The sequence below is a fragment of the Paracoccus aestuarii genome, assembly GCF_028553885.1.
Classification (GTDB): domain Bacteria; phylum Pseudomonadota; class Alphaproteobacteria; order Rhodobacterales; family Rhodobacteraceae; genus Paracoccus; species Paracoccus aestuarii.
Genome location: NZ_CP067169.1, coordinates 2,405,001 through 2,418,140, shown reverse-complemented (window position 1 = coordinate 2,418,140; position 13,140 = coordinate 2,405,001). Strand labels below are relative to the sequence as shown.

Sequence of the window (13,140 nt, the reverse complement as noted above, 5' to 3'; positions counted from 1 at the left end):
TGCCATGCAGCAATTGCATGTCTTAAGCTGACCTATCGCCCCGCTAGGTCATGAAATGTTGACATAAAATTGACACGATACATCTGTTAGCGATCACGCCGCGAGGCCGAAAAACCGCCGCTTTGCAGGGGCTTGGTGCCGGGCCGGCACGGTTTGTCGCAGGGGGTGTTGAGGGCCCGGCTTCTATGCTTCATGCTGCAGGTCCCACAAGCCCGAGGTCTGTCACATGAACGTCACCCGCGAAACGATCCTTACGGAAATCTCGGATATCCGTCTTCCGCAGGGGGGCAGCCTGGGTCAGGCCGACATCATCCGGGCGATATCCGTCGATGGCGACACTGTCCGATTCGTGCTGGAGGTTGAGAACGCCGCCACCGCCGAGGCCCTGCGCCCGGTCGAGGCCGAGGCCCGCGCCCGGCTGGAGGCGCTGCCCGGCATCGCGCGCGTGCAGATCGTCATGACCGCCCCCGCCAAGCCCGCCCCGCCCAAGGCCGTGTCGGGGCAGGGGCCCGCCCCCTCGCTGAAGGTGGGGGGCCATCCCACGCCCCAGGCCGGGCCGCAGGCAATTCCCGGCGTGCGCCACATCATCGCCATCGGATCGGGCAAGGGGGGCGTGGGCAAATCGACCGTCACCTCGAACTTGGCGGTGGCCTTGGCGCGGGCGGGGCGCAAGGTGGGGCTGCTGGATGCCGACATCTATGGCCCCTCGCAGCCGCGGATGATGGGCGTGTCGGGCCGCCCCGCCAGCCCGGACGGGCAGCGCATCGATCCCATGCACGCCCATGGCGTCACCGTCATGTCCATCGGCCTGATGCTGAAGGAGGGGGAATCGCTGGTCTGGCGCGGCCCCATGCTGATGGGCGCGCTGCAGCAGCTGTTGCAGCAGGTGAACTGGGGCGAGCTGGATGTGCTGCTGATCGACCTGCCGCCCGGCACCGGCGACGTCCAGCTGAGCCTGTGCCAGAAGGCCCCGGTGACCGGCGCGATCATCGTCTCGACCCCGCAGGACGTGGCGCTGCTGGATGCGCGCCGGGCCATCGACATGTTCAACAAGCTGAAGACCCCCGTTCTGGGGATGGTCGAAAACATGTCCACCTATATCTGCCCCCAATGCGGCCACGAGGCGCATCTCTTTGGCCATGGCGGGGTCGCGGCCGAGGCGGAATCGCTGAACCTGCCCTTCCTGGGCGCGCTGCCCCTGCAGCTGGAGGTGCGGCTGGCCGGCGATTCGGGCCGCCCCGCCGCCTTGGGCGAGGGCGCGGTGGCCGAGGCCTATGCCAGGCTGGCCGACCGGCTGGTCCAGGGCGGAATCGCCTGAGCCGCGGGAATTCGCGGGACATCCGGGAAATCACGGGACCGAACCCTCACGCCCGCGTGATCCGCCGTGATCGCGCGGGCGGAAAACTGTCGACCTGCCCTGAATTTGCGCTTGGCGCGCCGTGAACTGTGGTGAAATCGCCTCAGCACGGGAAAAAACCGGGCCGGGACGGGCTGGCTACATCTAGTGTGCTATTTCTGCAACCACACAACCTGTCGGCGAATTCCAGTCGCGGCGCGCTCTGTTCGCGATTCGATCCGGGCCGAGGGCGCGGGCGAAAAGCCGCTGCGGGCCAAACTGGGCCATTGCTTCCCATGAATTCCCATGTCACAACCGGATCACGAAGACGGGCAGGAAATGGGGCGACAAGACCCCGCGAAGGCGAAGCAGACTTCATACAGGCATCCGTTTTCCAACATCGTCGGCCCCGCGGTCGCGAGCAGCACCTCCCCCAGGTGGCGCGCGCAGGGTCGGCAACCACCCCGCAAAGGGGCCCGGGTCAATCGGGAACGAGGGCGGCGGATCGGGCAGTGGCAGCGGCCCGATCCGCCCTTTCTCTTTCGGACGTCCCGAAAGAGCGGACAGTGAGGGCGGGCGCAAGGTGGCGCGAAAGTTCAGAGGCACCGAAACCGTCAAGGTCGATGGCAAGGGGCGGATGTCCGTCCCCGCCCGGCTGCGGCGCGTCTTCGATGCCGGGGACCCGTCCTTTTCAGGCGCCAATACCGGACGCACGCAGCTGGTCGCCGTCTACGGCCCCGACTGGTGGAACTGGATCGAGCTCTACACCATCGACGCGATCGAGGAGATCGACGAGCAGATCGACCGGCTGACCCGCGGCAGCCAGGAGCGCCGCTGGCTGGAGCTGCTGATGAACGGCCAGTCCACCGACCTGGAGATCGACCGCGAGGGCCGGCTGGTCCTGCCCGCCAAGCTGCGCGACAAGCTGGGCTTTGCCGAGGGCACCGAGACGGTCTTCGAATCGCGCGGCGACTACATCCAGGTCTATCACCCCGACAGCCGTCCCAAGGATGTCGCCGCGCTGGAGGATTTCGCCGCCAGCAAGGGCCCGGAATTCGACCCCCGCGCCTTCCTCCATGCGCCCCGCGACGAGGGCTGAGCCATGGCCGATCCGCATATCCCCGTCCTGCTGGCCCCGCTGCTGCGCGCCGTGGCGCCCGTGCAGGGCACCTGGCTGGACGGCACCTTCGGCGCGGGCGGCTATGCGCGCGGGCTGCTGCAGGCGGGCGCGGAGCGGGTGATCGGCGTGGATCGCGACCCGTCGGTCTTTGCCATGGCCGATGACTGGCGCGCGCCCTGGGGCGACCGGCTGGATCTGGTCGAGGGGACGTTTTCCGACCTGGACCGCCTGGCCGGGCAGCCGCTGGACGGGGTGGTGCTGGATCTGGGCGTCAGCTCGATGCAGCTGGACCAGGCGGATCGGGGGTTCTCCTTTCTGCGCGACGGGCCGCTGGACATGCGGATGGGGGGCGACGTGCCCTCGGCCGCCGATCTGCTGAACACCGCCGAGGAGGCGCAGATCGCCGATGTCCTTTATCATTACGGCGAGGAACGCGCGGCGCGGCGCATCGCCCGGGCCATCGTCGCGGCCCGTCCCCTGACCCGCACCGCCCAGCTGGCCGAGATCGTGGCCGGATGCCTGCCGCGCCCCAAGCCGGGCCAGAGCCATCCCGCCACCCGCAGCTTCCAGGCGATCCGCATCTGGGTGAATGACGAATTCGGCCAGCTGGTCGCGGGCCTGTCGGCGGCGGAACGCGCGCTGCGCCCGGGCGGCCAGCTGGCCGTCGTCACCTTCCATTCGCTGGAGGACCGGATCGTCAAGCGCTTCATGCAGGCGCGCGCCGATGCGGGCGGGGGCGGCAACCGCTATGCGCCCGTGACCCAGGCCGTGCGCCCGGCCTTCACGCTGCCCTTCCGCCGCGCTATCGGCCCCGACGCGGACGAGCTGTCGGTGAATCCGCGGTCGCGTTCGGCCCTACTGCGAGTCGCGGTACGCACCGATGCGCCCGCCGGGACGGTCGATGCGCGCGACCTGGCCATGCCCCGCCTGCCGGAGGGTCGCTGATGCGGTCGCTGACCTATCTGGCCTGCGTGATGGTGGTGATGGGCCTGGCCTTCTGGGCCTATCGCGAGAATTACGCCACCCAGGCCTCGATGGCCCAGATGTCCCAGGTCCAGCGCGAGATCGCGGGCCTGCGCGACGAGCTGGGCGTCCTGCGGGCCGAATGGGCCTATCTGAACCGCCCCGAGCGGCTGCGCCAGCTGGTCGACCTGAACTTCGAGCGGCTGCAGCTGGTCCCGGTCGAATCGGGCCAGTTCCTGGATCTGGACCATGTCGACTATCCCGCGCCGCCGCCGCCCCCCGAAATCCCCGATGACATCTCCGAGGAAACCCAGCCATGATCCGCACCCCCTTGCGCCCCCTGGCCCGCATTCTTCGCGCCCGTGAACGCGGCGAGAACCCGGACGACATCGAGGCCGAGAACCGGCGCCGCCGCCATGAACAGGAGCAGGCCCGCGCCCGCAGGCGGGCCGAGGGGCGGCTGATCGTGATGGCGGGCTGTTTCCTGCTGGCCTTCGGGACGGTGGCGACGCGGATGGGGGTGCTGGCCTCCAGCGACGCGGCCGAGCCGCGCGCCCAGGTCCTGTCGGGCCAGATCATGTCGCAGCGCGCCGACATCACCGACCGGCGGGGCCGGGTGCTGGCGACGAACCTGCTGACCCATTCGGTCTATGCCCATCCCCATCAGATGGTCGATCCGGTCGGTGCCGCGCGCGGCCTGGCGCGGATCTTTCCCGATCTGGACGTCGAACGGCTGACGCGCGATTTCACCGGCGAACGCAAGTTCATGTGGATCAAGCGCAAGATCAGCCCCGAACAGATGCAGGCCGTCCATGACCTGGGCGAGCCGGGCCTGCTGTTCGGCCCGCGCGAGATGCGCATCTATCCCAATGGCGACGTGGCCAGCCACATCCTGGGCGGGTCCGGCTTTGGCAACGAGGGCGTCAGCAGCGCCGAGGTGATCGGCGTGGCGGGCGTCGAGAAGGCCTTCGACGCCTGGCTGCGCGACCCCGCCAACGAAGGCGCGCCCCTGGCCCTGTCCATCGACCTGACGCTGCAGCAGGCGATGGAGGACGTGCTGTGGTCGGGCATGACGGTGATGAACGCCAAGGGCGCGACCGGCATCCTGATGGAGGTCGCCTCGGGCGAGATCCTGGCCATGGCCAGCCTGCCCGATTTCGACCCGAACGACCGGCCCCGCCCGCTGCTGACGGGCGAGCCCTCGGACAGCCCGCTGTTCAACCGCGCGGTCCAGGGCCAGTACGAGCTGGGTTCGACCTTCAAGATCTTTCCGGTCGCGCAGGCACTGGACCTGCAGCTGATCAACCCCTCCAGCGGGATCAACGCGCAGGCGCCGATGCGGATCGGGCGGTTCCTGATCAACGATTTCCACAACTACGGGCGCGAGCTGTCGGCGACCGACGTGATCGTGAAATCCTCGAACGTGGCGACGGTGCGGATCGCGCAGATGATCGGCGTGGACCGCCAGCGCGATTTCCTGGAAAAGCTTGGCCTGTTCGTGCCGACCCCGGTCGAGATGGTCGAGGCGCCGACCGGCCAGCCCTTGGTCCCCACCCGTTGGCCCGCGGTGACCGCGGCCACGGTCAGCTTCGGCCACGGGCTGGCGGCCAGTCCGCTGCATCTGGCGGCGGCCTATGCGACCATCGCCAATGGCGGGCGGCGCGTGACCCCCACCTTGGTCCATGGCCGCCAGCGCCCGGAGGGTGAGCAGGTCCTGTCGCCCCGCGCCGCCGCCATGTCGGTGGACATGCTGCGCCAGGTCGTCACGCGCGGCACCGCCCGCCAGGCCGAGGTTCCGGGCTACGAGGTCGCGGGCAAGACCGGCACCGCCGACAAGCCGCGCGCCTCGGGCGGGTATTACAAGAACAAGGTCATCGCGACCTTCGCGTCGATCTTTCCCGCCAGCGATCCCAAATACGTGCTGATCGTCGCGCTGGACGAACCCGAGACGACGGTGAACGGCACGGTGGTCAGGACCGCCGGTCACACCGTCGTGCCCGTCACCGCCGAGGTCGTGCGCCGCTTGGGCCCGCTGTTGGGGCTGGAGCCGATCACCGACGAAAAACTGCCGACGGTCGCCGCCCGGTTCGAGCCGCGTGTTGAACCCGCGACGGAGGCTGCGGTAAGGCTCGTCTCGAACCAATGACGGGTGGGAACGTGAACACGGATCAGCTGGCGCTGTCGCGCCTTGGCCTGCGGGCATCGGGCGGGCGCGACCCGCAGATCACGGGGCTGTCGCTGGACAGCCGCCATGTGCGGCCCGGCCACCTGTTCGCGGCCCTGCCCGGATCGGCGATCCATGGCGGGGAATTCATCCAATACGCCATCCGCATGCAGGCCGCAGCCATCCTGACCGACCGCCAGGGGGCCGAGATCGCGGCCGATCAACTGGCCGGTTGGGACGGCGCGCTGGTCGTGGCTGAGGATCCGCGCGCGGCCCTGGCGGGTGCGGCGGCCTTGTGGTTCGCCGATCAGCCCGATCACGTCGTGGCCGTCACCGGCACCAGCGGCAAGACCAGCGTGGCCAGCTTCACCCGCCAGATCTGGCAGGCGCTGGATCACAAGGCGATCAGCATGGGCACGATGGGGGTCGAGGGCGACCACCACGCGCCCCTGTCCCATACCACGCCCGATCCCCTGACCCTGCATCGCATCCTGGCCGAGGCGGCGGGCGCGGGCGTCACCCATGCCGCGATGGAGGCGTCCAGCCACGGGCTGGACCAGCGCCGCCTGGACGGGGTGCGGCTGGAGGCGGGGGCCTTTACCAATTTCAGCCAGGATCACCTGGATTACCATGCGGGCTTCGACGAATATTTCGCGGCCAAGGCGCTGCTGTTCAACCGCGTGCTGGAGGACGGCGCGGCCGCCGTCATCAATATCGACGGCGCCCGCGGGCGGCAGATGGCCGACATCGCCACCGATCGCGGCCTGGCGCTGACGACGGTGGGAACGGGCGACAACGCCATGCTGCGCATCCTGGGCCAGCGCTATGACGCGACGGGGCAGGACCTGCGGTTCTCGCTGATGGGGCAGGCGCATCTGATCCGCCTGCCGCTGATCGGCGGATTCCAGGCGGAAAACGTGCTGGCCGCGATGGGCCTGTGCCTGGCCGCGGGCGACGCGGCCGATGACATCCTGCGCGTGCTGCCCGGGCTGACAACGGTCCGGGGCCGCATGCAGCTGGCCGCGCAGCGCGACAACGGGGCGGCGGTCTTCGTCGATTACGCGCATAAGCCCGGCGCGGTGATCGCGGCGCTGCAATCGCTGCGCCCGCATGTGATGGGCCGGATCATCTGCATCATCGGCGCGGGCGGCGATCGCGACCGCGGCAAGCGCCCGCTGATGGGCCAGGCAGCAGCCGATCATGCCGATGTGGTCATCGTCACCGACGACAACCCCCGGACCGAGGATCCCGCCGCCATCCGCGCCGCCGTGCTGGAGGGCGCGGGCCCCGAGGCCACGGAGGTCGGCGACCGTGCCGAGGCGATCCTGCGCGGCGTCGATGCGCTGCAGCCGGGCGACGCGCTGCTGATCTGCGGCAAGGGGCACGAGACCGGCCAGATCGTCGGTCAGGACGTCTATCCCTTCGACGATGCCGAACAGGCCTCGGTCGCGGTGGCGGCACTGGACGGTCGGATATGACATTATGGACATCGGAGGAGGCCGCCGCCGCCACCGGCGGGCGGGTGACGGCACCTTGGGCCGCGACGGGCGTGTCGATCGACACGCGCAGCATCCGGCCGGGCGATCTGTTCGTCGCGCTGCAGGCGGCGCGCGACGGGCATGATTTCGTGGCCCAGGCCCTGGCCGCGGGCGCGGCCGCCGCGCTGGTCAGCCGCATCCCCGATGGCGTTGCGCCGGATGCGCCGCTGCTGGTCGTTCCCGACGTGCTGCACGGGCTGGAGGATCTGGGCCGCGCGGGCCGCGCCCGCATGCAGGGCCGCGTCATCGCCATCACCGGGTCGGTCGGCAAGACCTCGACCAAGGAGATGGCGCGCGCCGCCTTGGCCGGGCAGGGCGTGATCCATGCGGCCGAGGCCAGCTACAACAACCATTGGGGCGTGCCGCTGACCTTGGCCCGCATGCCCGCCGACACGGATTTCGCCGTCATCGAGATCGGCATGAGCAATCCGGGCGAGATCGCGCCCCTGTCGCGCATGGCCCGCCCGCATGTGGCGATGATCACCACCATCGCCGCCGCCCATCTGGAGGCCTTCGGTGCGATCGAGGGGATCGCCCGCGAGAAGGGCTCGATCTTTCAGGGGCTGGTCGCCCCCGGCCATGCAATCATCCCCGAGGACCTGCCCGTGACCCAGATCCTGCGCGACTGCGCGGATGCGGCGGGGGCCTTCGTGCTGGGATTCGGCGATCACGGCATGGCCCGGCCGCTGCGCATCAGCGCCAGGGATGGCGGGCTGTCGGGCCAGGCGCGGATCACGGGCGAGACGGTCTCCTTCGCGCTGGGGACGACGGGGCGGCATTTCGCGATGAATGCGGTGGGCGTGCTGGCCGCGCTGGGCGCCGCCGGGGCGGATGTGGCGCAGGCGGGCGGGCGCCTGTCGGACTGGCGCCCGCCGAACGGCCGGGGTGCGCTGGAGGATCTGGGCGGCATCCGCCTGATCGACGACGCCTTCAACGCCAATCCGACATCGCTGTCGGCGGGGCTGGCGATGCTGGCGGCCCAGGACGGGCCGCGCCGCGTGGCCATCCTGGGCGACATGCTGGAACTGGGCCGGGACGAGGTCGCGATGCATCGCGACATGGCCCGCGACCCGGCGATGGACCGGATCGACCTGGTCCATTGCGCGGGGCCGCTGATGCGGCACCTGCATGACGCGCTGCCCGAGGGTCGGCGCGGGATCTGGGCCGCGACCGCGGCCGAGCTGGCCGCATCCGCGCCCGACCTGATCGGGGCGGGCGACGTGGTGCTGGTCAAGGGTTCGAAATCCTCGCGGATTTCCACGGTGGTCGACGCGTTGCGCGCCCGGGCCGCCCAAGACAAAGGATAATGCCATGCTCTACTGGCTCAGCAATCTGTCGGAGGGGGGGGATTTCTTCAACCTCTTCCGCTATATCACCTTCCGGGCGGGGGCCGCGTTCTTCACGGCGCTGTTCTTCGGCTTCATCTTCGGCCAGCCGCTGATCAACTATCTGCGCCGCGTGCAGAAGAAGGGCCAGCCGATCCGCGATGACGGCCCCGAAGGGCATCTGGCCAAGGCGGGCACGCCCACCATGGGGGGGCTGCTGATCCTGTCTGCGCTGCTGTTCTCCACGCTGCTCTGGGCGCGGCTGGACAATGGCTATGTCTGGATCGTGATGCTGGTCACGGCGGGCTTCGCCGCGATCGGTTTCGCCGACGACTATGCCAAGGTCACCAAGCACAACACCAAGGGCGTCAGTTCGCGCACCCGGATGGGGCTGGGCCTGCTGATCGCGCTGGCGGCGGGGCTGGCGGCCAGCGTCATGCATCCCGCGGCGCTGACCAACCAGCTGGCGCTGCCGGTCTTCAAGGATGTGCTGATCAACCTGGGCTGGTTCTTCGTGCCCTTCTCGATGATCGTGATCGTGGGGGCGGCCAATGCGGTGAACCTGACCGACGGGCTGGACGGGCTGGCCATCATGCCGGTGATGATCGCGGCGGGCACGCTGGGCGTCATCGCCTATACCGTGGGCCGCGTGGACTTCACCGAATATCTGGGCGTCCACCACGTTCCCGGATCGGGCGAGATCCTGATCTTCGTCTCGGCGCTGATCGGCGGGGGGCTGGGGTTCCTGTGGTACAACGCGCCCCCCGCGGCGGTCTTCATGGGCGATACCGGGTCGCTGGCCCTGGGTGGCGCGCTGGGGGCCATCGCCGTCGTCACCAAGCACGAGATCGTGCTGGCCATCGTCGGCGGCCTTTTTGTGGTCGAGGCGCTGTCGGTCATCATCCAGGTCCTCTATTTCAAGCGCACGGGCAAGCGGGTCTTTCTGATGGCCCCCATCCACCACCATTTCGAAAAGAAGGGCTGGGGCGAGGCGCAGATCGTCATCCGCTTCTGGATCATCGCGCTGATCCTGGCGCTGATCGGCCTGGCGACGCTGAAACTGCGCTAGACCCGGCGGCGCGGACCGCCTATCCCGCGGGGGGCGGGGAACCCCGTCATTTTCCTGCAGGAGCCGTGCCATGATCCCAGTCCAGGGCGTCGAAGATCAGACCATCGCGGTCCTTGGCCTGGGGCGGTCGGGCCGGGCCACCGTCGCCGCGCTGGCCGAGGGCGGCGCCCGTGTCATTGCCTGGGATGACGGCCAGGACACCCGCGAGGCCGCCATCGCCCAAGGGATCGAGATCGCCGACCTGACCCGCGATGCCGCCTGGGACGGCGTGCGCGCGCTGATCGTCAGCCCGGGCATTCCGCATCTTTATCCCCGTCCGCATCCGGTCATCGCCCAAGCCTATGCCCGTGGCGTGCCGGTCGATAATGACGTGGGCCTGTTCTTTCGCAGCTATGCCAGCGCCGATTGGGAGGGGTTCGACCGCGCCCCCCGTGTCGTCGCCGTCACCGGGTCGAACGGCAAGTCGACCACCACCGCGCTGATCCACCATATCCTGTCCGAGGCGGGCCGCCCGGTCCAGATGGGCGGAAATATCGGCACGGGCGTGCTGTCGCTGGACCCCGCCATCGACGGCGAGGTCGTGGTGCTGGAGCTGTCCAGCTATCAGACCGACCTTGCGCGGGCGCTGACGCCGGATGTGGCGGTCTTCACCAACCTGTCGCCGGATCATCTGGACCGGCATGGCGGCTATGGCGGCTATTTCGCGGCCAAGCGGCGCCTGTTCGCCGAGGGCGGCCCGGACCGCGCCGTGATCGGCGTCGACGAGCCCGAGGGCCAGTACATCGCCAACCAGCTGGGCATGGGCCCGTCCGATGACCGGGTGATCCGGATCTCGTCGGGGCAGAAGCTGGAGCGTTACGGCTGGTCGGTCTTTGCCCGCAAGGGGTTCCTGTCGGAATGGCGCAAGGGGCGGCAGGCGGGGTCCATCGACCTTCGCGGCATCGGCGGGCTGCCGGGGGCGCATAACCACCAGAACGCCTGCGCGGCCTATGCCGCCTGCCGCGCGCTGGGCCTGGCCCCGCGCCAGATCGAGGCCGCGTTCCACAGCTTTCGCGGCCTGCCCCATCGCAGCCAGCTGGTCGCCGAGATCGGCGGCGTGCGCTATGTCAATGACAGCAAGGCCACCAATGTCGATGCCGCCGCCAAGGCGCTGCAGGCCTTCGACCGGATCCGCTGGATCGCCGGGGGCCTGGGCAAGGAGGGCGGCATCGCCGGGCTGGTCCCGCATCTGGGGCGGGTCAGCAAGGCCTATCTGTTCGGCCATTCGGCCCGCGACTTCGCGATGGAGCTGAACGGCCTGCCGCATGAGGTGGTCGAGACCCTGGCCCAGGCCACCGAACGGGCCCATGCCGAGGCCGAGCCGGGCGAGACCGTCCTGCTGGCCCCCGCCGCGGCCAGTTTCGACCAATATCCGAACTTCGAGAAGCGCGGCGAGGATTTCATGCGCGTGGTCGAGGGGCTGGCCTGACGGATCAGCGGCGCCGGTCCAGGAAGGCGGCGATGCCCTCGGCGGTCGCGGGCTGCATCATGTTGGTGCACATGGCCTCGGCCGCGATGCGATAGGCGTCGGGCAGGGCTTGGCCGGCCTGGGCGCGGAAGGCGGCCTTGCCGATGCGGATCGCGGCCGGGTCCTTGGCGGCGATGCTGTCGGCCAAGGCGCGGGTCTCCTCCTCCAGCCGGTCGGGACGGGTCACGCGGTTGACCAGGCCCAGATCGGCCGCGCGGGCGGCGGGGATGAAATCGCCGGTGGTCAGCATCTCGAAGGCGGCGCGGGGCGGGATCGCCCGCGACAGCGCCACCGCCGGGGTGGAACAGAACAGCCCGATCGCGATGCCGTTCACGCCGAATCGCGCCTGATCCGATGCCGTGGCCAGATCGCAGGAGGCCACCAGCTGACAGCCCGCCGCCGTCGCCACCCCCTGGACCTGGGCGATCACCGGCTGGGGTAGGGCCGCGATCCGCATCATCAGGGCCGAGCAGCGGTCGAACAGGTCCGTCAGCGCCGCCTGCGGGTCCGGGCCTTCGCGCATCGCCTGCATCTGGCGCAGGTCATGGCCCGCGCAGAAGGCCCGCCCCCGCGCCGACAGGATCACCACCCGCGCATCCGATGCCGCGATCCGGTCCAGCGCTTCGGTCAATGCCGCGATCATCTGCAGCGACAGGGCGTTGTGATTGCCGGGGCTGTCCATCACCAGATGGGCGATGGGGCCGTCATTCCGCGTGGTCAGGGGCTGAAACATCTTGAACTCCGGTTCGTTTGGCGAAAGCGTAAGGCGCAAAGGGGCAGGGGGGAAGCATGACGATCGCCATGGACCGGGACGCGCTGAACGCGTTCCTGGCGCGGGACTTTCCGCAGGTCGCGGGCAGCTATCGCGTCGAAAGCGTGGGGCCCGAGGGCCTGGTCGCGCGGCTGGTGGTGGATGAGGGGCATCTGCGCCCCGGCGGCACGGTCAGCGGGCCGTCGATGTTCGCGCTGGCGGATCTGGCGATCTATTGCGCGATCCTGTCGCGGATCGGGCCGGTGGGGCTGGCGGTGACGACCAGCGCCAGCATCGACTTCATGCGAAAGCCCGTGGCGGGGGTGGATCTGCTGGCGGAATGCCGGGTGCTGAAGCTGGGGCGGGTGCTGGCCGTGGCGGATGCGCTGATCCATTCCGAGGGGCTGGACGAGCCGGTGGCGCGCTGTTCCATGACCTATTCGATTCCGCCGAAATGACCTGATTTCCGGGGTCTGCAATGCGGTATTCAGATACCTAAGTTGCAAGCATCTGTTTTTGTTCGGGTAATCCGTCCGGTGTGGGCTTGACCTGCGCGCGGCGATTCAGGATATACGCCCATCTCGAATACACACGACCCTGAAGGGACGACAGATGAAGACCTATACCGCGAAACCGGCGGAGATCGAGAAGAAGTGGATCCTGATCGACGCCGAGGGCGTCGTTCTGGGCCGCCTCGCCACGATCGTCGCCAGCCGCCTGCGCGGCAAGCACAAGCCCAGCTTTACGCCGCACATGGACATGGGCGACAACGTGATCATCATCAACGCCGACAAGGTGCAGATGACGGGCAACAAGCGCGACGACAAGAAATACTACTGGCACACCGGCCATCCGGGCGGCATCAAGCACCGCACCGCGCGCCAGATCCTGGAAGGCGCCCATCCCGAGCGCGTCGTCTTCAAGGCGGTCGAGCGCATGATCAGCCGCAACAAGCTGGGCAAGCAGCAGATGACGCATCTGCGCGTCTATGCCGGGACCGAGCATCCTCATGAGGCGCAGCAGCCCGAGGTTCTGGACGTGAAAGTCCTGAACAAGAAAAACACCCGGAGCGCATGATCATGGCCGAAGACATCAAGACTCTCGACGATCTGAAATCGGCCGTGTCGGTGAACGCCGCCGAGCCGGCCGCCACCCGCGAGGCGCAGCGCGACGACATGGGCCGGTCCTATGCCACCGGCAAGCGCAAGGACGCGGTCGCCCGCGTCTGGGTCAAGCCGGGTTCGGGCAAGGTCACCGTCAACGGCAAGGACATCGACGCCTATTTCGCGCGTCCGGTTCTGCAGATGATCCTGCGCCAGCCCTTCGAGGTTGCGGGCGTGGTCGGCCAGTACGACGTCCAGGCGACC

Annotated in this window: 13 protein-coding genes (1 of these 13 cut by a window edge); 12 read left to right on the top strand and 1 reads right to left on the bottom strand. The window is 69.1% G+C overall.

From position 1 onward, the window contains the following. Nucleotides 1-226 precede the first annotated feature (226 nt). The 9 genes from JHW48_RS12270 to murD all read left to right on the top strand — a co-directional run bounded on the left by JHW48_RS12270 (nucleotide 227) and on the right by murD (nucleotide 10,983). Complete coding sequence (locus JHW48_RS12270) at nucleotides 227-1,318, top strand: Mrp/NBP35 family ATP-binding protein (protein WP_272835606.1); 1,092 nt, start codon at nucleotides 227-229, stop codon at nucleotides 1,316-1,318. Between the two features lie 601 nt (nucleotides 1,319-1,919). After that, nucleotides 1,920-2,435: a division/cell wall cluster transcriptional repressor MraZ gene (locus tag JHW48_RS12265; RefSeq protein ID WP_119887242.1), complete on the top strand. Its 516-nt coding sequence runs from the start codon at nucleotides 1,920-1,922 to the stop codon at nucleotides 2,433-2,435. A gap of 3 nt (nucleotides 2,436-2,438) precedes the next feature. Then, nucleotides 2,439-3,401: a 16S rRNA (cytosine(1402)-N(4))-methyltransferase RsmH gene (rsmH, locus tag JHW48_RS12260; protein WP_119887243.1), complete on the top strand. Its 963-nt coding sequence runs from the start codon at nucleotides 2,439-2,441 to the stop codon at nucleotides 3,399-3,401. Then, nucleotides 3,401-3,739, top strand: coding sequence for a cell division protein FtsL (gene ftsL / locus JHW48_RS12255; protein ID WP_119887244.1), 339 nt, complete (start codon nucleotides 3,401-3,403; stop codon nucleotides 3,737-3,739). Before rsmH ends, ftsL begins: the two co-directional genes overlap by 1 nt. Next, nucleotides 3,736-5,565: a peptidoglycan D,D-transpeptidase FtsI family protein gene (locus JHW48_RS12250; RefSeq protein WP_119887245.1), complete on the top strand. Its 1,830-nt coding sequence runs from the start codon at nucleotides 3,736-3,738 to the stop codon at nucleotides 5,563-5,565. Before ftsL ends, JHW48_RS12250 begins: the two co-directional genes overlap by 4 nt. Further along, on the top strand, nucleotides 5,562-7,061 hold the full coding sequence (locus JHW48_RS12245; protein WP_205961962.1) for a UDP-N-acetylmuramoyl-L-alanyl-D-glutamate--2,6-diaminopimelate ligase: 1,500 nt from the start codon (nucleotides 5,562-5,564) through the stop codon (nucleotides 7,059-7,061). The genes JHW48_RS12250 and JHW48_RS12245 overlap by 4 nt, the downstream gene beginning before the upstream one ends. Then, complete coding sequence (locus JHW48_RS12240; protein WP_119887246.1) at nucleotides 7,058-8,428, top strand: UDP-N-acetylmuramoyl-tripeptide--D-alanyl-D-alanine ligase; 1,371 nt, start codon at nucleotides 7,058-7,060, stop codon at nucleotides 8,426-8,428. The genes JHW48_RS12245 and JHW48_RS12240 overlap by 4 nt, the downstream gene beginning before the upstream one ends. Nucleotides 8,429-8,432: 4 nt before the next feature. After that, the gene (gene mraY / locus JHW48_RS12235; protein ID WP_119887247.1) at nucleotides 8,433-9,515 is read left to right on the top strand and encodes a phospho-N-acetylmuramoyl-pentapeptide-transferase; all 1,083 of its coding nucleotides are present in this window, start codon (nucleotides 8,433-8,435) and stop codon (nucleotides 9,513-9,515) included. 70 nt (nucleotides 9,516-9,585) lie between these two features. After that, nucleotides 9,586-10,983 carry a UDP-N-acetylmuramoyl-L-alanine--D-glutamate ligase gene (murD, locus tag JHW48_RS12230; RefSeq protein WP_119887248.1) on the top strand — a complete coding sequence of 466 codons (1,398 nt, stop codon included), beginning with the start codon at nucleotides 9,586-9,588 and terminating at the stop codon, nucleotides 10,981-10,983. Between the two features lie 4 nt (nucleotides 10,984-10,987). Here the strand turns inward: murD and JHW48_RS12225 are convergent, their stop codons facing one another. Further along, nucleotides 10,988-11,755: an enoyl-CoA hydratase gene (locus tag JHW48_RS12225; protein WP_119887249.1), complete on the bottom strand. Its 768-nt coding sequence runs from the start codon at nucleotides 11,753-11,755 to the stop codon at nucleotides 10,988-10,990. 56 nt (nucleotides 11,756-11,811) lie between these two features. Between JHW48_RS12225 and JHW48_RS12220 the strand changes: the two genes are divergently transcribed. The 3 genes from JHW48_RS12220 to rpsI form a co-directional block, all read left to right on the top strand. Further along, complete coding sequence (locus tag JHW48_RS12220; protein ID WP_119887250.1) at nucleotides 11,812-12,231, top strand: PaaI family thioesterase; 420 nt, start codon at nucleotides 11,812-11,814, stop codon at nucleotides 12,229-12,231. Nucleotides 12,232-12,385: 154 nt separating this feature from the next. Then, the gene (gene rplM, locus JHW48_RS12215; protein ID WP_119887251.1) at nucleotides 12,386-12,850 is read left to right on the top strand and encodes a 50S ribosomal protein L13; all 465 of its coding nucleotides are present in this window, start codon (nucleotides 12,386-12,388) and stop codon (nucleotides 12,848-12,850) included. A 2-nt stretch (nucleotides 12,851-12,852) separates the two neighbouring features. After that, nucleotides 12,853-13,140 carry the 5' portion of a 30S ribosomal protein S9 gene (gene rpsI / locus JHW48_RS12210; RefSeq protein WP_119887253.1) on the top strand. The gene runs 195 nt beyond the window's last position, so 288 of the gene's 483 nt are visible here — the first part of the coding sequence; the start codon lies at nucleotides 12,853-12,855; the stop codon falls past the right edge of the window.

Coding starts and splice junctions, on each gene's coding strand:
- JHW48_RS12245 (WP_205961962.1), top strand. CDS start 5,562: ATGACGGGTGGGAACGTGAACACGGATCAGCTGGCGCTGTCGCGCCTT.
- rplM (WP_119887251.1), top strand. CDS start 12,386: ATGAAGACCTATACCGCGAAACCGGCGGAGATCGAGAAGAAGTGGATC.
- murD (WP_119887248.1), top strand. CDS start 9,586: ATGATCCCAGTCCAGGGCGTCGAAGATCAGACCATCGCGGTCCTTGGC.
- JHW48_RS12220 (WP_119887250.1), top strand. CDS start 11,812: ATGACGATCGCCATGGACCGGGACGCGCTGAACGCGTTCCTGGCGCGG.
- JHW48_RS12270 (WP_272835606.1), top strand. CDS start 227: ATGAACGTCACCCGCGAAACGATCCTTACGGAAATCTCGGATATCCGT.
- JHW48_RS12240 (WP_119887246.1), top strand. CDS start 7,058: ATGACATTATGGACATCGGAGGAGGCCGCCGCCGCCACCGGCGGGCGG.
- mraY (WP_119887247.1), top strand. CDS start 8,433: ATGCTCTACTGGCTCAGCAATCTGTCGGAGGGGGGGGATTTCTTCAAC.
- JHW48_RS12250 (WP_119887245.1), top strand. CDS start 3,736: ATGATCCGCACCCCCTTGCGCCCCCTGGCCCGCATTCTTCGCGCCCGT.
- rsmH (WP_119887243.1), top strand. CDS start 2,439: ATGGCCGATCCGCATATCCCCGTCCTGCTGGCCCCGCTGCTGCGCGCC.
- JHW48_RS12225 (WP_119887249.1), bottom strand. CDS start 11,755: ATGTTTCAGCCCCTGACCACGCGGAATGACGGCCCCATCGCCCATCTG.
- ftsL (WP_119887244.1), top strand. CDS start 3,401: ATGCGGTCGCTGACCTATCTGGCCTGCGTGATGGTGGTGATGGGCCTG.